The organism is Blautia liquoris (genome assembly GCF_015159595.1).
GTDB classification, from domain to species: Bacteria; Bacillota; Clostridia; order Lachnospirales; family Lachnospiraceae; genus Novisyntrophococcus; species Novisyntrophococcus liquoris.
In genome coordinates this window covers 573,408-597,966 of record NZ_CP063304.1, presented here as the reverse complement: position 1 = coordinate 597,966, position 24,559 = coordinate 573,408, and the positions used below count along the sequence as shown (strand labels likewise).

Sequence of the window (24,559 nt, the reverse complement as noted above, 5' to 3'; positions counted from 1 at the left end):
CCTCCTATTTCCAGAAAAATGGTGGGTATTCATCAATATCTCCTCTTAAATACCTGGCTAATAGCATAGCCTGAACAAAAGGAATCATGCCCCATTCTACTTTTTCTCCAAGATATGGATGAGTAATGACTTCCTTCTTCTTATTCTGCCATTCCACTAACATATCTTTTCTTGCCTTCTCTTTCATTAAGACAGCACCATCTTCTTTTCTTGTAAAGTCTTTTCCGGTAATCATTTTTTTATTGATTAATGTTAAAACAAATCTATCCGCCAGAACTGGCCTTAGCTCCTCAATTAAGTCCAATGCCAGAGAAACCCTCCCTGGACGATCCGTATGCATAAATCCCACGTATGGATCCAATCCAACAGTTTCAAGTGCAGAAGCTATCATATTGGTCAAAAGTGTATATACAAAAGATAACATTGCATTTACATTATCCATAGGGGGTCTTTTATTCCTGCCCGAAAATACAAACTCCTTCTTTTGTTGTAAAATCAGTTGATCAAACGCTCCAAAATAAACACTTGCAGCCTCCCCCTCATACCCCCTAAGCTGCGCCAAGTCCATACATGTTGCTATGCTGCTCAACGAGTTTTTCAAATGACCGGAAGCCTTTTTTAGCATTTCCAAGTCCACAGAAACACCATGATCCCGGATTGCCCGTTCCAGTACCCATCTAGAATTATATACTTTTCCAAGAATACAGTTTCTTGCTATTCCTACAGACATAACTGGATTATCAGATACTTCATATTGCTTCTTCCTTAAGACAACATTTCCTTTCACCTTTCCAGTCACTCTTGCTAAAAACTTTCCCTGTGGTGTCAGAAAACACAGGGCAATATTCCGGCTAGCACATCCACCCATGAGTGCAGGACTTGCTCCCCTGTACCCGAAGGAGACAATGGCCTCCAGATTATGAAGCGGCAGACGCCCTACCTCCTGTTCTTTATCTAATATTATCACATTTTCTCCATCCAGAGAAAGATAGTTATCCTGTGATGTTACATATAATGTATTCAGCAATTTTCTCATGGGGACTCCTCCCTTATCACCTTATGAATATACGTTTTCACAGAAGAGGCTTTTCCCAATTTTGGTATACAAACTTCTTTCAGGGAGCAGGCATTACAAGCTTTCGTCCATTTCACTTTTGGCGTATATCTCCTGTTATAGAGCTGGTGCATTTCATCAAAGGACTCTCGTACCTGCATTTTCAATTCATCAGTAATTTTGATGGTTTCTCTGTGACGTATTTCTCCATAAAAAATAGCACCTTCCTTAATTTCTACGGAAAACATTTCTTCGAGACACATGGCCTGCGCTGTAAGCTGTAGAATATCAATCTGAGAATCTTTTGGACTTCCTTTCTTGTACTCAACAGGATAAATCTGATAAAACCCTCTGTGCCCATAAAGCGGAATTCCATCCTCTGTTTTTCTAAACTCGACAATATCACATTCACCACTGATACCCATTCTCCTCGAAAACACAGGCAATGCCCGACTAATAACTACATCTTTTCTTTTCTCTTTAAAATACGGATCATGAGCATTTTTATGCAGCAGTTCTCCGGCTATAGTATGTTCATTTTCCTGCCACTGTTGTTCAATATGTATAAGTGCCCATTGCCGTCTGCAAAATGCAAAATGCTGAATCCCTGAGAGCATTAAGTAATCTTCTTCCTTATATTCCATCATATTTTTCTTGATATTTCTACCGAATCCGGAATCTGGTCTTCGTGGATCGTTACTGAATAATCCTTGTATTGCCTTGGATAAATTATATCTTCCTTCTTATGTACCTCAACAGCATCGAATAATTTATAAGCCGGACAATCTCCCATCTCTTTGCTGTGCTTAAACACGATTAATTCACGAACTGCCATTTTACCCCTGGCTGCTGAATGATCAATTTCAAACATGTTGATTATCGCTTCCCATAACAGTTCCAAATCTTCCTCTGAAAATCCTGTTACTTTTCTTGCCAGATTGGCAGATATGTAACCTTCCACCCGATAAAGCCCATAAGGCACAATGCTTTTCCTGCCCATTTCCGTACTTTTATTTTCTGCGTCTTTTTCTGTCGTAATGGCAACGCGTGTAATCGTGACCTCCTGGCTAATAATTGGATCCACACTTCTGGCGAATCCAAGCTGAACGGGTCCGCGAACCTGACCACAGTTTAATGCCGCTTTTACAAATGTCGTCATGACCGCCCCAAAAGTTCGGATATCAAAAAAGTTTTTGCACATAAAATCACGGATTTTTCGGTCTACGTCCGGATCATTTTTCTTTAAATCCTTAATCCCTTTTTCGGTGGTTCCCAAATAGCTATATGCTGTCAGATCGCTCCGGTTTAGAGGAACGTCTTCCTTAATATAGATTTTATATCCCTCTTTCTCTTCTTTTATTGTATCCACATAATTACGGATTTTTCTCTTCAGACATACATCAGTAACAATTCCATAACCGCTTTCTGGATCTATTCTTGGCAGATTTCCCGCATCCGGATCCCCATTAGGATTTCCATTTTCCACATCAAATAACACAACAAATTCATATCTGTTTCTAATTACATCTCCCATCTTATACTTCCTCCTTGGCTTTTTTTTCATATCGTTTCTGTGTCTGATGATAATACCCCAAAATAAACATCCCTTGTTCTTCCAGTGACAATCTCTTTGGATATGCCAAAACTCCTGTATCGGCAAGCGGAATCCTCCCCTGTAAATCAGTTAAAATTTTCTCATAATAAATTTCCTTTTTTTTATCTCTCATCTTCTTGATATGGCTATTCTTCAATTTAAACAGAATTGGAAAAACAGATGCCGGTGTTGCGCAGGCCGAGTTAAAATACCGATCCTTGATTGTTGCATTAAGACCAGGATTAGCTGCCTCCTGTATTTCCTCTAATACTGCAAATTCTCTGCCCAATGTATAAACTACATTCTCACTTTTCTCATTTAGTGCCACAGTTATATCCTCCTTGCCATAGTTTGTGTTTCTAAGCAAAAAAGCCTTAATAATTGCTGCTCTTCCTCTGGTGATTTTATAAGTCCGATTATCACTGTCATCCTGTTCCGCCCGTATTCTCCCCATCACAGCCTGATACATGGAATTGGGGTAGCGCTCTCCCGAAACAACTGCCCTGTAGACAGCTCCTGCCATATTGGAGAGCGGTTTCTTTTCTTTAGATTTTTTATTTACAGTTTCCATCAACATTCTCCAGATGCCCATATATTGCATCTCATCCTTTGCTGATTTTGCAATCTCCATCCTGTCATAATGAGCCTTTATATGATTTAGTATATTGCCAAAACTGTCCTGATAAAAGAAACGTACTGCAAGTCTGGCTGCATTTGGTGACAAACCCAGTATATAAAATCGCTGTTCCGTAGAAATTGCCTTATCCACCCCGGGAACATTTACTGCTTTTTTTGCTTCCAGATTTTTAAATACACCATCTACAACTTCGTAATTAGCACTGGATGGAGCAGATACATCTGCAAACACATCTTGGCAGACTTCCTCTCCGTCCTCCGACCAATATACCACCGTTGTATCTCCAATCGTTGTCACATGTTTTCTATCCCCTAACAAATGATTAAGTGCTGTCGTATATGCATATACAGCATAATTTCCTACAGGAGCATTAAAACTTTGCTCTTTTCCATAAGATTCAAATGCAGGTGCATTAAACGAAACGAATGCTGCTCCACTGGTTTGTGCTCCCGCTACTCCCTTAATCGTTCCATGAATTCTGGAAATTTTAGTTTTCTGCCCAGTTACCAGACAAATTCCTTTCGGACCATCCGATGTCTCCTGCCTGTATTTTTCCCATGCGGCTTTTATTGCACTGTCCTCCTGCAGATAACTACCGGCAAAATAAAATATCAGATTCGCTCCGGCTAGTATTTCTTCCAAATTCTCAGCCAAAACGGGATTCTCCATCGCTACAGCGGGATCCCATTTTTCAAAATATCTCCGCACAGCCTTGGATGCCATAGAATCTGTTTCCTTTAAAATCTGGTTATGCTTTTCTTTGGCATATTGAAAGCACTCTTTCGAACGTTCTGGTTTACCCTTATTGTCAATTCCTAAAAAATAGCTGGAATTATCACATAAAAAATTTGCCGCTATTCCCGAAGTCTTGATAATCATCTGCGGCACTGTAAGCAGCTGCGGTTCCCAAACTGTCTTTTTCCCTCTCTCCTTTTCCTCTTTCAGATAGAGGACCCGAATCAAATCTCCATCTGGAGAAAGCTCAAGCGCAAATGATACCTTTGCCCTGCACCACCCGGGTTTTGTTGTTTCTCCCCTTCTCTCCAGCGTTTCATAATACTGAACCAGAGACTGCAATATCATCGTACCACCTCACAATCCCTTAGTTCCAGGATGCCATCCCTTAAAACTGCCCGAAAAAACATCGGTTGAATATCCATCGGATCTGAATAGTCAAAATCATATAACATATAGCCCAAATCCTTGTCTTCACCAGGATAGGCTGTATCAATATCTGCTTTCTCAAAGAGCTCAAAATTAGCCGGGAACTCTCTACATCCTAAATAAGGCATATGATAACATTCACCTTTCCTTAAGCGGCGCATAATAATATCTTTAAACTTTCCGGGATTATCACTGTCGGTTGCCTGCTCCGTCATTTCAAAATGTGCCTCAATGACATAGTCCACATCCTGCAGTAATATGGAAGCTCTCTGAACAATCGTTTTCTTGGTGCTGATATACAGCGGATTCTTGCCTCCATTTACAGCAGACAGCACCTTACTTGCCAGAACCTTATCTTTTACTTCATTTCTTCGTACACTGGTAAAACGAACAGGTTTTCTGACATAAATCCGATCTATTATCCAACGCATACCAGGATGCCAGTAGATTGCTTCTAAAATACCCCTGGCCGCTGACGGCGTCATCACATCATAACTACACCGCTCTACTTTCATTTCCGGTCTGGAGAATAACGCCAAATCACCCCAGACACGGACTTTTACTCCATGGCTCATGAAATTCCTCCTCTCATTCGTCAATACATTACTGCATCTCCTCTTTCTACCTGAATTTCCAAACCTTTCTGTTCAGTATATTGTTCCTTGTTACGCAAAAGATAAAAATCCATCTCAATTGCTTCCAGCCTTCCCGCCCCATTCAGGTTCTCAAAGTCATTGTTGTATATGCTGACACAGTATTGCCCTGCTTCTCTCACCAGCTGACGGGAATGCTCTCCGCGCCGGATTCTTTCAACAATTTGCTTCGCTTCCGGCTCCTTGTCAATGAAAATAGTTTTTGTATCATTTTCAATTAGTCGAAACTGCCTGCTTACTGTTGCAAAGGGGAAAAGTCTTGATTTTACTCCTTCCTCCATCTGCCCTATAATATCCTTTACATCCAGACTTTCGCCCTTAAAATAATACAATTGTTTAAAATACGTTTCGATTGCCTCTGGAGAAGCAATATCTTCATATTCTTCTGACACCTGATTTGCAACTTCGATTGGAAGCTTCAGCGACTGAGGAATACGGATATTCTCCTCCTTCTCCAATGTGAAAATCACAGTTTTACTCATATCCCGTGGACGTTTTCCTTCTCTATTACACCTTCCGGCTGCCTGAATCATAGAATCAATTCCTGCCAATTCCCGATACACAGTTGGAAAATCAAAATCCACTCCAGCCTCAACCAGACTGGTAGAAATTAATTTACATGGTTTACCTTCTTGTAAACGTTTTCGAATGACAGACAAAAGCCTTTTCCTATGCTTAGGATACATGAAAGTGGAAAGATGAAAAATCCCCTTCTCATTGCTTAAAGAGGCATAAATCTGCTGAACTGCTCTCCTGCTGTTCAAAACGCAAAGTACCTGAGAATGCTCTCTTAATCCCATGCTCAACTGATCTTTTGCCAATTCCCCGGCATTTTTAAAGCTTGTACGCCTAAAAAAATTATATTGTCCTTTAACATCAGGACATATCTCAGAAATTTCCATCTGAGAAGGAAAAAATTGTTTCAAGGATGGCTGCGTAGCCGTACAAAGTACAACAGAACTTTGATAATTATAAACCAATTCACTGATTGTCTGAACGCACGGCCTCAGATAATTAATTGGCAACATCTGCGCCTCATCAAAGATAATCACGCTATTGGAAATGTTATGTAATTTTCGACACTTAGATGTCTTACTGGCAAACAACGATTCAAAAAACTGGACATTGGTAGTCACCACAATCGGACAATCCCAATTTTCCGCCGCCAGCTGCATCAGATTTAATTCCCCATCTCTATCCTCATAAACCACATTGCAATGATCTTCCAGAACATTTTGTTCACCCAGAATATCTTTAAACACCTGGGCATTTTGTTCAATGATTGAAGTGTATGGGATGACATAAATGACTCTGTTAAGCCTATGCTCTTTCGCATGGCAAAGTCCAAAAGCAAGGGATGAAATTGTTTTCCCACCGCCAGTGGGAACCGTCATTTGGAAAAGGCCTTTCTTACGTTTTCCCATCTCCAAACTGGCTTTAAGAATCGCGGTCCGCCTTCCGTTTACCGTATTCTTATCCGTATTTTGAAGCCATGGTTTCACGTGGCGAAAAAGACGTTCAAATAAAATATCCACAGGATCAAAATCACCTCTGTCGACGTTTCCATCTGCCATAAACATTTCTGTATCCAGATAGTCTGCATCTACCAGACAGGAAAACAGCATACGAATAAAAAATGATAGACTGAAGCCGCCCTTTCCCAGCTGTTTAAGTGGAATAGCAGGAAAGTTTGGAACTTCAACTTCTGTTTGAAAATACTGATAATTTTCTAGTTTTTTCTGCATTCTTCCGCATAAAGTAGCCTCTCCCCCCACATCCGCAGACTGCCCTCCGTCCAGAAGTCCAGAGTGATGCCCGGAAATGCAGTAGGCCGCTATTATATTTCTCTTATATAACTCTTTTGCTCCAGCTGTGGCATGATCTGTGATTGAACCGCCATGAAGACGTTTTTGAAATTTATCTGAATATTTTCCTATATCATGCATCATTCCACAGCCATATCCCCAACCCTCACAATGAAAAGCGGATGAAAATTCTCCAGCAAGTTTCGCCGTTCCTATTAAATGGTCGTATAATGCCTGTTCTCTAGTTTTATCTTCACTAATATGTGCGAGATATCTAATCCCAATCACCTCCATAGATCATATCTTAACATAATTTTTATATTTTTTCTATAGGTTATTATGATTTTTTGTTCATATTTTTATCAGTAAAATTTGCTATTTCAATCCACGATATATATCGACAAAAATTTAACCAGATTGACAAGCTATATCCGGCATTTCAATCCACGATATCCATACAGATATCGACTACACCGTCCGAAAGATAAGCCATTTGTGTTTTTATTTCAATCCACGATATCCATACAGATATCGACTAATCTGTACAAATTGGCAAAGCATTTTAGAGTATTTCAATCCACGATATCCATACAGATATCGACCATGCTCTACCAACGGCTGCAATGCGTATATCCATTTCAATCCACGATATCCATACAGATATCGACTGTGTAGTCAGTCCGACCTGTTTGCAAACATAAATTTCAATCCACGATATCCATACAGATATCGACCACAGGCCATGCATAAGTTCATAGCCGGAATGTATATTTCAATCCACGATATCCATACAGATATCGACCGTAGTTTTTCCGAACAAGGCGCCGGTGTTCGTGATTTCAATCCACGATATCCATACAGATATCGACGTTGTACCCGTCTGAACGCCGATTTTTTTATTATTTCAATCCACGATATCCATACAGATATCGACGAAGTTTCAAAAACTTTCCTAACCCATTACGGGTATTTCAATCCACGATATCCATACAGATATCGACTGTGCATATTAGTATTAGTTACTCACATATAGTATTTCAATCCACGATATCCATACAGATATCGACGATTACTACATCTCAAGTTATCCACAACAATTTGTGATTTCAATCCACGATATCCATACAGATATCGACACTATTTGGTGAAATGTTAGAAATCGGACATAAATTTCAATCCACGATATCCATACAGATATCGACGGAACACGAAGACCGGATAGACATTGCCCAAAATATTTCAATCCACGATATCCATACAGATATCGACCGTGTTTGGCGGGCATGGCTGAATCTTAAAAATATTTCAATCCACGATATCCATACAGATATCGACGAAGAGTACACTATGCTTGCTACGAAGGTAACAATTTCAATCCACGATATCCATACAGATATCGACGCCGGGAAGAACAATATTTTCAGAGAGAGAAGAATTTCAATCCACGATATCCATACAGATATCGACCGTCAGAGATAGATTGGATTGGAACTGATGATGGGATTTCAATCCACGATATCCATACAGATATCGACAGGGGCAGAGGATCAGAGAATACTAACATATCTATTTCAATCCACGATATCCATACAGATATCGACCATGCTGAGCGCGCCTCTGCACTTTCAATTTTAATTTCAATCCACGATATCCATACAGATATCGACGTAAAATAGAGATCATGCTGCGCCGACGTAACTTATTTCAATCCACGATATCCATACAGATATCGACATAATATTCTCTTTTCCAATAAAGACGCTAAAAATCATTTCAATCCACGATATCCATACAGATATCGACGAGGAACTTGCAGAAGAATACACATACGAAGAGATATTTCAATCCACGATATCCATACAGATATCGACGCGATTGTGTCATAGTCGCCGACCTCTCGTTCGCATTTCAATCCACGATATCCATACAGATATCGACCTCTTCGTAAGTGGAGCAACGCTCATCGGACGAAAAATTTCAATCCACGATATCCATACAGATATCGACCGAAAAGACAGTGATTTCATGCAGTCCGTAAGAATTTCAATCCACGATATCCATACAGATATCGACGGAACTGATTGCTCAGAATACACTTTATAAGGGTATTTCAATCCACGATATCCATACAGATATCGACGCAACCAAAGAACAGCAGAAAAAAATAAAATTTATATTTCAATCCACGATATCCATACAGATATCGACCGCAATTTGCATATTTTTTGTGCATAATCACAACATTTCAATCCACGATATCCATACAGATATCGACCATTTTCTGGTGGGAAAGACAGCGGTCTACTGCTATTTCAATCCACGATATCCATACAGATATCGACTTCGGATCACGGACAACTGTAGTATCCTCAACAAATTTCAATCCACGATATCCATACAGATATCGACTTAAAAAATCTGATTTTGACGAATCAGATATCAATTTCAATCCACGATATCCATACAGATATCGACCTGGACTGGCCATGCTATCCAGCTAATCTTATAATTTCAATCCACGATATCCATACAGATATCGACTGACCAGAACGCTGCTGAGTGATGCAGCCAGTAAATTTCAATCCACGATATCCATACAGATATCGACAGGTCGGAACGCTTGCTCCTCTTATCATTGCGATATTTCAATCCACGATATCCATACAGATATCGACTGACATATTCGATTGTAAAAAACTCTGTTATGACGATTTCAATCCACGATATCCATACAGATATCGACGGAACCTGTACCATCGGTTTCGACCCCGAGGATGACATTTCAATCCACGATATCCATACAGATATCGACGCCATCAACCGAATTCTGGAAGTCGAATGCAGGATTTCAATCCACGATATCCATACAGATATCGACTGTAAGCCATCCGTCTTCTTCCCATCCAAATAATGATTTCAATCCACGATATCCATACAGATATCGACCATACCGTCAACTATCCATTAATAGTAGACCTGTAATTTCAATCCACGATATCCATACAGATATCGACGGAAAGAAAATGCTGTATAATCAAGGGATATGGATTTCAATCCACGATATCCATACAGATATCGACCAGATAGACCCTTCTTCAATGTCCATCACATAAAGAATTTCAATCCACGATATCCATACAGATATCGACTCTTCTTGACTAAAAGAAACTCCATCGGGAATCTTATTTCAATCCACGATATCCATACAGATATCGACGATTTGATGGATGAGTTAGCAGGTTGGAGAGCAAAATTTCAATCCACGATATCCATACAGATATCGACTAAAGAAAATCCACGAATTCGTGAGTTGTTGAAAATTTCAATCCACGATATCCATACAGATATCGACGGAAACGGCTGTTATAATGTCTTCATGCAGATTAACATTTCAATCCACGATATCCATACAGATATCGACGAAAAAGAACAATTTAAGGCAGGGCATCCATTTATTTCAATCCACGATATCCATACAGATATCGACGCTGCCATGAAATGCAGTTTCATCAGAGTTGGATAATTTCAATCCACGATATCCATACAGATATCGACTGTGAGGGCTATACAACACTGGTTAGGCCTTCCAATTTCAATCCACGATATCCATACAGATATCGACGTGATCCAATAATCTCAGATATGCCGTCCCTCAGCATTTCAATCCACGATATCCATACAGATATCGACAACTATGGATGGGTAGAGACACCACAACGTATAATTTCAATCCACGATATCCATACAGATATCGACCGTCTACCATCATGTCGTACTCACGATAGTAGTCGATTTCAATCCACGATATCCATACAGATATCGACTTTTAAGGGAAAGGGAGATGGAAAAGTATGTTAAGTCGATTTCAATCCACGATATCCATACAGATATCGACAGCAAATTTGTATAGAATTTTATCATTCAGCGAGCAAATTCATATACACAATTTACAATGCGAGCACACATATAACATTAAGAATCTGTATACTTGTCTTTCCCCAACTATTTTGTGCACTATTTCTGGTGCGAATCCCCCTGGAATTTTATGTTCACTACCCTTTCGCACCATACAATAGTATCACTTATCACTTATCCTTGCAAGCATTTCAGAAAGAATTCTATGTATGAACTACTCGGCAATTGAATAACCGAGGATTACCGCTTTACATTCCTAATTCTACTCAACACAGTACCTGCAAATCTTATTTTCTATCTAACATATCCAATGCTTTACCGGATTCCAAATCTTTCAAAGCATCCTCAGCTACTTTTGGAAGAACCTTCATAAAACTAGGGAATCGCATCTTCCCCTTATTTTGTGCAAACCACTCATAGCCCGCTGCATCATCCCCTCCATCTGCGTTCGCATTTTTTGCTGTTTTAACGCAGGGATACCTCACATTATCAGGTTTATTTTCCCAATCTGCTATTAACTTCAGGTTAGTTCGATTTTTATTATTCCAAATAGGATTTGGGAAAAATGTTTTTATATCTTGAACCTTTTCTCTCCAAATACCTGTTTTAAAGTCAATCTCCCGAAGTACAAGTGCATCCACTTGAATTTTTACACTGCCAAATCCCAGAGGCTTTGCACGACCTAATTTATGGGCACAATTCCTATCCTCAAAATCCAGTGTCCATTTTAGCTGCTGTAGTTGCTGCTTATTCAGCTGTTCAAAATATACACGAAAGCAAAATAGAGGCTGATTATTTTTTTTCATGGGTCTTATCCTGACTTTCATAGCACTAAGTTTTTCCCCTGTTTTTTCTCTTATGCTTTTACAATCTGGATTACTGTGCCAATAAAACTTCCGACCACGCAGTTTTGGCTGGTTCTTCTCCAGTGGAACATGATTTATTTTTCCCACATCTTTATAATCATAAGTCCAATAGCCCTCTCTGTTCTCTATATATTTATCGCTATGAGCTTTCTCTTCTGTAAGTTCATAAGGAGATTCTGTATAAAACTCAACGCAGCCCGGCTTAGGTTCTCCTAATTCCGGAAGAACTAGAGGAGCATCAAATAGTTTGTCACGATCCACTGCTGGTTGAATTAACTTAGCATCTGTTATCCGCACTTTAGAAGCATAGGAATAGGAAACATGCTTCCCTGTGTTCTCCAACATTCCAAATATCTGACATGCCGGACATAATTTATCCCCACTCCCTGTACATGGCATATACCCGCCATTCTTTTCCAATAAATCCGTAATAGATTTAGTGAATATTTCCCTCCCAATACAGGCAGGAGATAGATAAATATGTTCTCCTTTTCGATTATAATAGACAAGCGTCCCCTTTGGATCCACTTTATACTCATTATACCTAGACGTACCATATTCTTGTTTTAGTTTTTTTAATGCATCGACATCACAAGAAAGAACATTTTCTCTAGCTTTATCAGGACTGTAAAAAATAGATTCATGGCATTTTCCTTTTATAGGCTCGCCTTTATGAAGCCATCCCTTAAAATATTTTTCCTTTTTCCATTGCGCTCTTTCGTATCTTTCTTTTCCACCTTCTTTAGGCTCTGCATAAGTGCTTTCTTCAATCACTTCATAATTATCACATATATTTCCCCTTCCTCGGGGCTTAAACCATATCTCCTGCCCTTCCTTCCAATTTTCATATTCTCCGGAGCATTGTCGAAATGTAATTCCAACTTTCTTACAAGGTTTTAGAATCCACCCACTCTTCTTACCTACCTTATCCCCTTGTTCCTTCTTTTCCATCAGAATACCCGGCTTCATAACGTCATTCGATCTCCTGGAGAGTATCCGTTCTGATGATACAGACGACATACACCCATTGAATGCAGCCTCATATACACTGCGCAGCGTTCCCCTAAGTTCACTGCCTGGAATAATCGGCTCTTTGGGAGGATAAGCCTCTTTTAAATCATCTATTGCCTTTTCCCCTGACCAATCGTCATACGAGAAAAAGTCATAGCCTTTGAATTCCTCTTCCACATTCTTCCCATCTTCTTCTGAACGTTTCGCTGCTTCCTTTCTATCACTTTCACATACCAGCCTTGTATCAGATGAAGTATTCGGAATAAACAACGGTGTTAAAAGCGTTATCTTGCAGTCAAAATACCCTGTATAACAATCGTTTCTGTTTATCTCCGGTTTGCTGCGTTCACATTTCCTTTCAAACGGAATAAAGTTATAAGGGTTTACAAATCTCTCCTCTTTATTCATTTGCATTTCCTCCTCCCCATGAGCAAAAGCCGACCATTCGAATATCATTCTGGCTACACTGTACCTCTGATTCATCCGGAATCTGTAGATACTTGTATACACAAATTGCGGCCTCTTTTTCTTTCATTTCCCACGGAATCCATATCCGGGTTCCCCGCTCCGATTTCAGGAGGCTCCATACTACACCTTCTGCCCGATAGCTGCCTTCTAAATGCCCCCAAAGTTTTTGCTTCTCTTTGATGATATTGTCGCCATTTAAAATCTCGGAGGAATCCCGCCGTATTCTGCCTGTCCATCGGTTAGAACCCGTTTCTTCCGGCAGCAAAAGCAGCTCCTGATTCTCCTCAAAAACACGAAGTTCCCGCAGGTATTTCCAATCTAACTCTGCTAATTTTTTCTTTTCGGTTGGCGCGATTAAAAATTTATCGTACTGAAATATCCCGAAGCAAACTGCATCGTCAAGCACAGCATATATGTTTGCAGGTTGCTGGAATTGACTGCTAATCTGATTCTTGGCCTCTATTTCAGAGAGCTCTGTCAAGGTTTCACATCCGTCCATTTGCATTCCTCCTGGCATTTTGTTTTTTAGAACCCTGTACCCATTGTGCTGCTTCTTGCATATATTCTTCTTGTCTCTTCTCTTTCAGTTCCTGTCCATCGTATTTAATTGACAGAGGTCTTTTCGGTTCCATACAGATTCCTCTTCCCACTGCCGTTTCTCCACCCACAGCAAAAAAACCTGCTTGCAAATCCTTGATTGCCCAGAGCAGCACTCCACATATAGCAGCTTCTGTGAGGTCCTTCTCATCGGATATTCGGTCTTTTCGCCAGCGAATGCGAAGCAATCCGGACCCCTGCACCCAGGGGATCTCTTCATATAACGCACCCTGAACCGTACCCCCGGTAAATCGGTCAATCGCATTTCTGGCTGTTGGCAGTCCATGTCCTCCCTCTACTAAGGTTTCTTCAAAAACAAGTCGAGATGGTTTTAAGTCTTGTTCCTTTTCTTCACCACTGATCCAGCTTCCGAATAAGGGTTCCAGCATCTTCTGTGTTTTCTCAAAGCCGGAATCCGCTCCCATTTCCCGGATGATTTTAACCAAATGGCTGCGAAATGCTCCTGCCCAGCTGCTGCCGGGAATCACTGCCTGTTTTCCTTCTCCGCCTACTGTCAATTGGACATAGTCTGCTTGTCCATTCTCGCGGCTAAACGAGGTCTTATAGGAACGAACGAGGAGTGTACCGGGAATGCTCAGCGGTATTTCCAGACAATGCTCCAGCTGATTTTTATTCACAATCTCTATCCGCTGTGCTCCTTGAAAAGCATGTGGCTGGTTCCAGTCCCAATTCAACCATGTCTGATACGCTTTACTCATGTCAAACACCTTGACATACACATCTTTTATCGCTATTTTGCCAAAACCGCGGTTATTCCTGCCCCCCAGCCGAAGCTCTCCGCTGTCAAATCCATGCAGCAGCCATTGAATCCATGCCATATTTTTTTCCTGTATCTTTTCCTTACTCTCAAAGATCTCCAGCCATTCTTCCCGTTCAATAATCTCAAATCGAAGAACAAGCGATGCACCCCGCTCGACAATTTCCATTTCATACTTTCCCATGGCAACTGCGGTTTTATTTTCGTCCAGCTTTACCCCATCCCGAATCTGAATCTTAGCGTCATCCAATAGTTGGGCATCGTAGACAAATATTCTACTCTGGCGATCATCGACTTCTCCTGCCTCCCCATTCTTAGGAGCACCGAACAGCCAATCTGCTGGCGTCATCTTTTTTCCCATGCCCACAGGAATCTCATCGTCATCTATCCCGCACATATATCTGCGCATAGCCCCGGCCAAAGCACTCCCAGGTATGTATGGCTGTCCTTGTTCATTCACGACTACATCTGCATCTGTATGCTCCTCTTCCCCGGAGCCAATCAAAAGTGGGGCATCCAGAGAAGCTGTTATTTTCACACATAAGCGTTCACATATCTTATTGCTTTGCGTTTCTGTCTTATTCATTGACTCTCTCCTCCTGATTCAAGCCTGTCTCCCGATTGCGCGCTCTCCACTTTGCAGCATCCAAATAACACGTGATAAACGCATTTGATTTTCCATTACAAGGATTCAGAAATTTTTGAATCATATTCTTTTTTTCCTCATTTTGAATCTTATCTGCCTCCTTATCTAATATTTTATCTATCTGAGATTTCTGTTTTGCATCCAATGTTCTGGCTAAATGTTCCAATACCGAAATAGCCGATGATGCCGGTAGAAAATCATTTCCCTTATCATGTTCTTCCAGCTCTTGCAATGCTGCATCCTTATCCTGCTCTTCTTGACATCGCTTCTCTTTATATTCCAAACAAACATCCAGCAATACAGATTTCTCCCCGTTCTGTTTCTGTTCGGCTTTTGGAGCCGTTTCCACAAGACCTCCTCTGCATTTTTTTAGAGAGTCCTCCTTCACTTGTTCGAGTTTTCTCCAGTGTTCCATCGGTTCCACTTTCACTTGTCCGCAGCCCTTTCCAGTCAACATTCCCCACCGCTGCTGCTCGATTTCTTCTGCGGTAATATCCCGGTCTGTCTCTATACATAGCACGCTCCCAGGTGCTAAAGCGGGATATGTCTTTGCAGGAAGTCTCCATTTACTGTTGTATCCGCCCAAGACGGTGTAGTCGCACATCTCTTTCGATGACGTAATGTTGCATTCTAGTTTTTCTTCCAGATCTTTCAACAGCGGTTCAAACCCGGTCGCATACATTCCGTCCTGTTTTCTATAAACCAAGGGACTTACCAGCCACAGTAACCACTGCTTTCCCCTCGTCGTTTTATTCTTATGATCCAATACAGTCAAATCTCCAGTATGAATTCTTGCACGCCCATATTCGGCGGTTCTTGACCTGCCCAACATCAAGGTGTACTGGTGTTCTTTTAGACATTCTATTAAATCCCGAAGATCAGCCCACTTGCCAATCCAAGTTCCGCTAAATGTCTGTCCTTTTGACAACGCCGTATACTGGAAAAATTGACCCATGTTTTCTTCGCTGTTCTTAACTCTGTCATTGAGCGGATGTGCAATCCCCCGATTTTCCGGTCTTGCGTGGTGAAAATGAATCTCTTTTCGAGGTGATGCAATTGCTATTGTATTCTCCTTTCCGTTCGGAAAAGCAATCTGTCCGGATATTTTCTTACGTCTCACTTCCGCCGAAACATCATCCATAATATAAAGCCACTGCTCCGGATGCTCCTTTACCAGTGCTATGACTCTAGGACAGGGGTAATATTCCAGATTTTCTTTTTTAAAAAACGCATGGCCAAACTGTACGCCGTCTCGTAGAAAGATTCTTCGAAATCCAGCATCCGTATGAGCATCTTTTCCCAGTGAATGTCTCTGAATATACATTCCTGCCAATGCACCCGCTATCGTGCTGGCCGGAATATAGTCACTTCCACTCTCAGCGTCTGCCGCTAAAACCACCGGCATCTGAAGCTCAATCTCATAGGACAGGCTTACCTCTGCTTCGAGTGGGAATTGTTCAGTCGGCTCACGCGATTGCTCACATGTTTTCGTTTCTTTGATTTCTTCCAGTACACAGTGAACCTCTCCCATCCCCCTGGAAATGCCAAGTCCCATATGGCGCATTCCTTTTGCACACCAACACAAGATGTCTTTTTCTTTCTCTTCGAGTTCTCCTTCAATCGGACAATTGAAAACCATACCGGCCGGAACCACCTGAATCGTTCGCAGCGAATGTTTCTCCGCAATTTGGGATTCCTCCAGCGCAGTTCGTGTTTGCCTTCTGGTAAAGATCTCTTCCAGCCAGTCAGCAGAAAACTCTGAATTTTTTTCCATTATCTTTTGAAATGCAAGATACTCCTCTCTCGAAATCTCTACATCTGTCTCCTGCTTTAAAAGATATCCCGGAATCCGGCATAAGTATCCATCGCCCAGACGAATCCCCTCACCCTGTTCCTGTCCTGGTCTGCCAAATATGCGTGGCAGCATCTCCTGTTCAATCTCATCATTATCCGCCATCTCCTTTGCAGCTTCCAGCAGGCAGCCTTTGATACGCTTTGCCGGAATATAAGGAATCCCATGGTCCAGAGCCGTCTTGTCATGAATCAGCCCCGGTGCATTTTCGCCATCTGTTGTACAGAAATAACTCATTAATTCAATCTTTAAATTCCATCGCTTCATCTATTTGCACCTCGCTATATCTGTAAAACGCTTTAACAAGTCTGTTTGACACAATCCCTGCAGCTCCAATGCATCAAAGAGCGGGGATTCTTCCCATCTTCCTTGGGTCAGTTTCTCCAGGTGATAGCCCCTCGACTCAAATTCACGTTCTAACAGTTGCATGGAGGAATCTCCTCTTTGGAGTGCAGCATAGATTTTATGTAATCTCCCTGATGGCCAACTCTGCATCGCATCTAACGTATGTATGAGAGATTTCAGTGAATTTTTATCCCTTTGCGTTTCCTTTAGAGGGATCATATATGGACGATTTTTCCATCTGGTATCCTCTGTCTGCCAGGTCAGTTCACTTCCCTTTATCACCTGAAAATCCAGATACCCAAAAACCTGTTGTTCTTTACTTTGATGCCTTTGATACCAGCTTTTCTTAGCCCTTGCGCAGGATTCCTCCGCAATAGAGTAGGCAATTCGAAATGGAAAATGACTATGGACAAAGGCAATTCCGCCACAGGCTGTGATGATCTCTTCCCTGCCTTTCTGCCTGTCCATCAGTTTCTTGATAAAGCCCGCTGCCATCGGGACAGCCAGTTCTGCCGTGCACAGAAATGTGAAGTCATCGCCGTCCATGAGAATTGGCCGCAACGGCAACAGCAATTCTTTATCCTCTTGATTTATATTCGTCCGCGGCTTATTATCCACTTGCCATTGCACCAATTCCTGCAGCACCTCTTGATAACTTTCACGAAAAAGTTTCGCAATCTCTTGCGATTCTTTGCGCAAGGCGGGAATTGCCTTATCATAATTTCTGTTTTTCGTTAGAATCTGATGCATGCGGTTCCCCATACCATTGCCATCAATGTGAACAACCGCAATTGTGCTGTCCTCTCCACGCCGTTTGGAAAGCACCTCCATTTCTTTCGGATATTTATAGCGTTGTCCATTCTCTAACTCCGGAAACAGATTTTTGTTTCGGCTGATAAGCTCGTAACCTTCCCTTTTTTGGCGCTGAATTTCCGTGATGTATTCGACGCTGTCGCCACTGGCATTTTTCCGAATGGATATCGCAGTAATTGGCTGGTGGGTATCATTATCCTGTTCGACTACGGGAAATGGAGAATAGTTTGGTATTCGCACCATGCGGCGCTTGACTTGCGCCAGCTGCGTATCTAACTTCTCTCTGTCTTTTAAAAAATCCTTCAGCTCCGTCTCGATACATGCAACCGCCAGATAGATGCCCTGACAATCTTTCATGACTTTATAGGTCAGCTTTTTTCTCACCTCTTCATACGTACCCCTGTTGCGGAATAATACCATTGCATTACCGCCGCCAATATACAGGATTTCGGCTTCGCTACTCTCTTTCCCTGGCAGACGCAAACTTGTCTCCTCTGGCCCTTCATCCACCACGGCTTCCTCCCCCAATACTTCGTCGCATGTATCTATCAGGAACTCGTCCAGAACACGAGTCACCTGATAAGATGCGCCGGCATTTTCCTGCAGACGGTTTGTCGCAAAAATATAGTCCTGAATTCCGCTGACATCAAACTTCGCCAATATGTAACTCATTTATTTTTTCTCCTTTGACTGCTTATCCTTTGTTTGCTCTTTCCCTTGTAAGATTTTACTGAATCTGTTCGCATAGGCACGATGAGGGAAAAGCATCGGGTTATTGATAATCATCAGCAATTGATTCAGTTGGAAAACCAGCGAGAGAATTACATTTTCCTCCTTTGGGTTACCTTTCAAAACTTTCAAATCCTCAAGGATATGTGGTCGATCATTCTCAATTTCCGCTATTTTTTTCTGACGATAATCTATGTCTCCCTTGCCCATACTTCCATTCATAAATGAATGATTTAACGCAGTGTTCCATTCTTTTAAACTCCGACAAGAATTTGGTATTAATTTGCATAATTTGTTATCCTCTCTTTTATCAGAGTACTTTGACGATAATATTATATCAAAATACTCCTCATATTTTTCCATAGCATCCTCACCCTCAAGCATACATAATATTTCAATAGGGCGCGTTGCTGTCTGTGTTACTTTTTTCCGAGGTTCTATTTCCTTTAGCAACTCACTTAAATTATCCGTCATAGCAGTGGCCTGTCTGGCTACGGAATCAAACGATGTTATCAGACCATTAATTGATTCTACCCACTTATCAAGTCCTTCTTCATCTGGATTCCTACTTTTACACTGAACCACTGCTGCCACGGCTTCAATTGGTATAAATTTGATTTTTCCGTAATTGAATATATACGGTGTATAGAGTTCATCAAAAATTGCCAAATCGACCTCTTTAGATATATTACCAAAAGAATCAATAATAAATACGCTTTGTTCCATGCGATACTTTTTCGGAATCACCATTTCGAACAATTCCTGCCATACCTTTTCCCGGTAAGTTCCTGTTGTCAGGTGGTGATTGGGCACTTCCAGCAATAACTGATTCACAATCGACCGTTCAATCTCCACATAGTTGTCTCCTAATGATTTCAGTACAGTTTCATAACTGACCGTTTTCTTTTCACTCTTTTCTTTTGCACACATTTCTTATCTTCTCCTTAGTATTTTCATATATTATTAAGAAACATTATGAATCGTAAAACACCTCATAGTGCCCAAAACCAATAGTTGCTCCTTTCCCGATGTGAACATATTTTCCCGCCTCCAGAAGTGGCACAAAGCAGGATAAATCCCCCTCATACAAAACCCAACCGAAAATCGCATCGAGTTCTAGTTTTCCAGTTTTTTGATTTATCGAATATCTGGAAAAGGGAACTTCCCTCCAGCTTTCATCAGCAATCCGAATCTGTGCTGCCTGTTGGAGCATCATCTCCGTGTCCCATTCCAGGCAGACATCGGTGTACTTCTGCGTGATCAGTGACATCCTCCGGCTCAGAAATTGAATCAACACATCAAATGGCAGGTTCCGCAGCAGCTTTCCACTGGAAACTATTCTGAGCGGCGTATCAAAATTTATACAGGCATATGAGGCATTCCTCTCCTCAATTGATAGTATCGTTGGATTCAAGTTGTGAAGCCAGCTTTTTCCTCTGGCATAGAGCATTTTCCCGGATTTTGAATCTGTAACATGAATGAGCCTGAATGGCAGTCGGGCAGCGCCCCACCCTTTTTTTTCTGCATCAATCAGTGCTGCCAGATAGACCTCTGCATATTCTGTTGCGGTGCCCAGCAGTGTGAGGTCAAAAACACAAGTATCACCTTTCTCCCACTTTTCTTTCCCCTGTCCATGCACATAGATGTTATATGGATTCACCGCACCGGCTTCCCCACCTGTGTTATTAAAACAGCGGACATACATACAGTCTTCTCGTCTCTCACATAGAAAACATTTTTTGTCTTTCTCCTGACAATAAGTCTCGCGGATACAATGACCCAAAATTCCGCGTATTGTCGATCCGAGATATCCGGGGAGGATACCATCTTTACGACATTCGTAGTTTGCACGTACGGTGAAAGTTTTCATAAATTCAAACATAATAATATATCCCCCATTTTCAATCAGCAAATTATTTTCTTTTATTAATTTGTTTATAAAGATTATAATTCTATTTATCATAAAAGTCAATCTGATTTTAAGCAATTACCTAGAATTTTTCATAAAACTAGTCAATGTAGTGTACAAGAATTGGAACATTGTAAATTTTTTATCAAATATTTTGTTTTTCTACCCAAGGGTTTATGTTATAATAATACTGGTCACTTTCTACAAAGTGCGGATTGAAATTATTATTTTGTGTATAATGAGAACGGCTGAGTTCAGTTTTAAAAATCATACGAACTCGGCTCTTCTTATCTTTGTTCCATTTTATCATATTTTCTACAATTTTTCGATGAAACTCGTCAATTTTCACACACATATTTCATATACCACTCCTACTCCTCAACATTTCCACTCCTCCTACAACAATTCCAATTGGATGGACGTGTTCTTCCACCTAAATCTCCTTCCCAATACTTGACAAGTCTATCAGACTGTACCATACTAAAACCAAAGACTTAATAAATCTCTAACATAGGAAGGAGTGCGAACCCTATGAAGCCGACAATCTCAATCGGAACCCAAAGTTTTGAATATTTAAGAGAACACAATTATTTCTTTATTGACAAAACCGATTTTATTAAGGAATGGTGGGAAAACGGAGATGCCGTCACATTGATCACCCGTCCCAGGCGATTTGGCAAAACCCTGAATTTAGATATGTTCAAATGTTTCTTTTCGAATCAGTATTCAAAAAGAGAGGATTTATTCCGCGGTCTTTCCATTTGGAAAGATGACAAATATCGGCAGCTCCAGGGTAGCTATCCTGTAATTTCTATAAGCTTTTCGGATATCAAGGGGGGAACCTATCAAGATACCAGAGACGGGATTATCGCAACACTAGCCGAGACTTACCGGGAACACAGCCATCTTTTGCAAGGTGACAGTCTGACCGAAACAGAAAAACAATACTTTAATTCTTTTGAAGAGTATTCAAAATATCCACAAAAAGAAAACCCTGTCACTGATACAACAATCACCAGAGCCCTAAAAGATTTATCCTATTTTTTGAAGCGCCGATATGGTAAAAAAGTATTTATTTTTTTAGATGATTATGACACTCCATTACAGGAAGCATATACAAATGGGTACTGGCAGGAACTTACCTCCTTGATTCGGGCTTTATTTAACTCGACTTTTAAAACCAATCCATACTTGGAGCGAGCAATTTTAACCGGTATCACCAGAGTCAGCAAAGAATCGATTTTTTCAGATATGAATAACCTGGAAGTAGTCACAACTACTTCAAATAAATATACTACTGCTTTTGGTTTTACTGAAACAGAAGTATCAGATTCTTTGGAACTTATGGGAATGAATTCAAAGATGGAGCAGGTAAAATTCTGGTATGATGGTTTTGTATTTGGCAATCGAGCTGATATCTATAACCCCTGGTCCATCACAAAGTTTTTAGATTCCGGAGAGCTTAAGACCTATTGGGCAGACACAAGTTCCAATAAGCTGGTATCAGATCTGATTCAACAGGGTACACCCAAGCTTAAGATGAGTATGGAGGAGCTTCTTGCAGGAAGAGTTCTGGAAACCGGGTTGGATGAAGAAGTTATATTTGAACAACTCCCCCAAAAAAAGGGGGCAATCTGGAGTCTACTGCTTGCAGCCGGCTATCTAAAGATAGTAGATTGGAATTTTGACAATCAGACGGGCAAATACACTTACTATTTAAGAATCACAAATTATGAGACAATGCTGATGTTTGAAGAGATGATTGAGAATTGGTTCTCCGCAGATGATACTTCCTACAGCAATTTTAAGGATGCACTCCTCCAGGGGGATCTGGATTATATGAATCAATTCCTAAGTCAGATTGCTTTGAAAACTTTCAGCAGCTTTGACACAGGAAAACAACCTTCAGAACACGCTGAACCAGAGCGTTTTTATCATGGATTTGTGCTGGGGCTGATCGTTGATCTTGCAGATCGCTATCATATCACATCAAACAGGGAAAGTGGATTTGGACGATATGATGTTATGATGCTTCCTCAAAGTCCAAATGATAAGGCATATATTCTGGAATTCAAAGTATTTAATCCCAGAAAAGAAAAAAATCTTACTGAGACCGTTCAAAACGCACTGGAACAAATTAAAGAAAGAAACTATGATATGGAACTGATTGCCAACAAAATCCCGAAGGATAAAATAATACACTATGGTTTTGCTTTTCGGGGAAAAGAAGTTTTAATTGGCTCCTAGACAGACCAGAGAAAGGTGCTGCACAAAGTAATATGCGCGGCACCTTTGCCTGACGTCCGAAGCTCTCGCAAGATTGTTTTCACAGCATCGGGTTTACAAAACCGAAATCTATATTTTCTTTAATTTTTCTTGGGTAATCGCGATCTTAGACAGGGGCGATTACCTATTTGACGCATCCTTGATCTTTCAGTATTTCTTGTATTTCTTTCACATCGACATCTCTTGGCAGACCATTCTCTCTCGCAGCAATATATGCAGCAATTCCAACCGCCTGCCCCATGTTTGCACAAATTGGCATTGCCCTGAAATTCGAATGTGCCAGATGTGTACCAGAGATATTTCTTCCCGAAAGCAGCAGCCCATCGATTTTTTCCGGTATAAAACACCGATATGGAATGGTGTACCCTTTCTTCTGCTTAAATGTATCCTGAGCACCCGTCTTATCCAATCCACTGCCGGAAATATTATGCACATCAAAATTAAAATGCGCTTTTGAAACCACCCAGTCATCGAAAATTCTTCCTTCTTCTATATCCTTTTCGTTGATTGTATAGAGTCCTTTAAAATGTCTGGTCTCACGAATTCCAATTAAGTCTGCCGATGAAATTACATAACACTTTTCATAGCCCGAAACATTGTTTCTCAGAAAATCCACGATCGGCTGCATCTGTTTCCGGCATTGAATTGTCGCACGTACAAGGTCGTCCACATTAGTACCATCTATTTCTAAAACATTCGTCATATTGCAGGTAACTACACCTGGAAGTGACGTGCGATAAAGCAGCACATGTCCTGCCGGAAACGGAAGAGAGTCTTCTCCTAGTTTTTGAATATCTCCTTTAGGTATCATCAGATGATCTTCAAATTTTCCAGGGAAAACCGCCTTTGAATAATCTACTCCTGCAATTTTAAACATCAAAGTTGCCGGCTGCATAAGTCCGTCTTCTTCACGTCCCTTTACAAAATCCACTCCCGCTTGAAAAGCAATATCTCCGTCCCCGGTGCCGTCGATCACCACTTTGGCCATGATCGCTTCTCTTCCCGATTTACTCTCTACAATCACGCCTTTTAGTCGATTGTCTTCCATAATCACTTCACTGGCAAATGTGTATAGCCGGATATGTACATTTGCCTCCTCCAGCATTTGCAGATAAATGGTTTTTAGATTCTCGGGATTTATCGTCTGTCTGCTCGATTTGTTTGTATGGACATACTCTTCCTCTTCCATCGATACTGAGCGTTTTATGATTTCTTCATAAATACCGCCCTTCGTATTTCCAGTCCAATGGCTCATAAGACCTGTCGTCGACATTCCGCCCACGTTTCCAAGCTGTTCAATCAGCATGGTTTTGGCGCCTAGTCTGCCGGCTGTTACTGCTGCGGAAACCCCAGCAGGTCCGCCTCCCAAAACTAAAACATCATAGTTACCAAGAACAGATATTTCCCTCTTATCTTCTATATATGTGTTCATAGCTT

The 24,559-nt window shown here is 41.0% G+C and carries 15 protein-coding genes and 1 CRISPR repeat array; of the genes, 1 reads left to right on the top strand and 14 read right to left on the bottom strand.

Features of this window, described 5'->3' with window-relative positions; translation table 11 throughout:
• Window positions 1-4: 4 nt before the first annotated feature.
• The 13 genes from cas1c to cas6 all read right to left on the bottom strand — a co-directional run bounded on the left by cas1c (window position 5) and on the right by cas6 (window position 20,809).
• Window positions 5-1,036 carry a type I-C CRISPR-associated endonuclease Cas1c gene (gene cas1c / locus INP51_RS02810; protein WP_193736234.1) on the bottom strand — a complete coding sequence of 344 codons (1,032 nt, stop codon included), beginning with the start codon at window positions 1,034-1,036 and terminating at the stop codon, window positions 5-7.
• Window positions 1,033-1,698 (bottom strand): CRISPR-associated protein Cas4, encoded by a 666-nt coding sequence (gene cas4 / locus INP51_RS02805; protein ID WP_193737215.1) that lies wholly within the window; start codon window positions 1,696-1,698, stop codon window positions 1,033-1,035. The genes cas1c and cas4 overlap by 4 nt, the downstream gene beginning before the upstream one ends.
• Window positions 1,698-2,588 (bottom strand): type I-C CRISPR-associated protein Cas7/Csd2, encoded by an 891-nt coding sequence (cas7c, locus tag INP51_RS02800; protein WP_193736233.1) that lies wholly within the window; start codon window positions 2,586-2,588, stop codon window positions 1,698-1,700. Before cas7c ends, cas4 begins: the two co-directional genes overlap by 1 nt.
• Before the next feature lies 1 nt (window position 2,589).
• Window positions 2,590-4,368 (bottom strand): type I-C CRISPR-associated protein Cas8c/Csd1, encoded by a 1,779-nt coding sequence (cas8c, locus tag INP51_RS02795; RefSeq protein ID WP_193736232.1) that lies wholly within the window; start codon window positions 4,366-4,368, stop codon window positions 2,590-2,592.
• Window positions 4,365-5,024: a type I-C CRISPR-associated protein Cas5c gene (gene cas5c / locus INP51_RS02790; RefSeq protein WP_193736231.1), complete on the bottom strand. Its 660-nt coding sequence runs from the start codon at window positions 5,022-5,024 to the stop codon at window positions 4,365-4,367. The genes cas8c and cas5c overlap by 4 nt, the downstream gene beginning before the upstream one ends.
• 20 nt (window positions 5,025-5,044) lie before the next feature.
• Complete coding sequence (cas3, locus tag INP51_RS02785; protein WP_193737214.1) at window positions 5,045-7,186, bottom strand: CRISPR-associated helicase Cas3'; 2,142 nt, start codon at window positions 7,184-7,186, stop codon at window positions 5,045-5,047.
• A gap of 157 nt (window positions 7,187-7,343) precedes the next feature.
• Window positions 7,344-10,802: direct repeats of the CRISPR family, unit length 33 nt; unit sequence ATTTCAATCCACGATATCCATACAGATATCGAC.
• Between the two features lie 307 nt (window positions 10,803-11,109).
• Window positions 11,110-13,107, bottom strand: a complete 1,998-nt coding sequence (locus tag INP51_RS02780) for a TIGR03986 family type III CRISPR-associated RAMP protein (protein ID WP_230406859.1) — start codon at window positions 13,105-13,107, stop codon at window positions 11,110-11,112.
• Window positions 13,100-13,666: a type III-D CRISPR-associated protein Csx19 gene (gene csx19, locus INP51_RS02775; RefSeq protein ID WP_193736229.1), complete on the bottom strand. Its 567-nt coding sequence runs from the start codon at window positions 13,664-13,666 to the stop codon at window positions 13,100-13,102. Before csx19 ends, INP51_RS02780 begins: the two co-directional genes overlap by 8 nt.
• The gene (locus tag INP51_RS02770) at window positions 13,653-15,128 is read right to left on the bottom strand and encodes an RAMP superfamily CRISPR-associated protein (protein WP_193736228.1); all 1,476 of its coding nucleotides are present in this window, start codon (window positions 15,126-15,128) and stop codon (window positions 13,653-13,655) included. Before INP51_RS02770 ends, csx19 begins: the two co-directional genes overlap by 14 nt.
• The gene (locus tag INP51_RS02765) at window positions 15,121-17,307 is read right to left on the bottom strand and encodes an RAMP superfamily CRISPR-associated protein (protein ID WP_193736227.1); all 2,187 of its coding nucleotides are present in this window, start codon (window positions 17,305-17,307) and stop codon (window positions 15,121-15,123) included. Before INP51_RS02765 ends, INP51_RS02770 begins: the two co-directional genes overlap by 8 nt.
• On the bottom strand, window positions 17,308-18,870 hold the full coding sequence (locus INP51_RS02760; RefSeq protein WP_193736226.1) for a Cas10/Cmr2 second palm domain-containing protein: 1,563 nt from the start codon (window positions 18,868-18,870) through the stop codon (window positions 17,308-17,310).
• On the bottom strand, window positions 18,871-19,857 hold the full coding sequence (locus INP51_RS02755) for a DUF6602 domain-containing protein (protein ID WP_193736225.1): 987 nt from the start codon (window positions 19,855-19,857) through the stop codon (window positions 18,871-18,873).
• A gap of 43 nt (window positions 19,858-19,900) precedes the next feature.
• On the bottom strand, window positions 19,901-20,809 hold the full coding sequence (cas6, locus tag INP51_RS02750) for a CRISPR system precrRNA processing endoribonuclease RAMP protein Cas6 (protein ID WP_193736224.1): 909 nt from the start codon (window positions 20,807-20,809) through the stop codon (window positions 19,901-19,903).
• Between the two features lie 558 nt (window positions 20,810-21,367).
• Here cas6 and INP51_RS02745 point away from each other — a divergent pair.
• On the top strand, window positions 21,368-23,083 hold the full coding sequence (locus INP51_RS02745; RefSeq protein ID WP_193736223.1) for an AAA family ATPase: 1,716 nt from the start codon (window positions 21,368-21,370) through the stop codon (window positions 23,081-23,083).
• A gap of 163 nt (window positions 23,084-23,246) precedes the next feature.
• On the opposite strand, the gene INP51_RS02740 is transcribed toward INP51_RS02745, so the two are convergent.
• Window positions 23,247-24,554, bottom strand: coding sequence for an FAD-dependent oxidoreductase (locus INP51_RS02740; protein ID WP_193736222.1), 1,308 nt, complete (start codon window positions 24,552-24,554; stop codon window positions 23,247-23,249).
• Window positions 24,555-24,559: the final 5 nt, after the last annotated feature.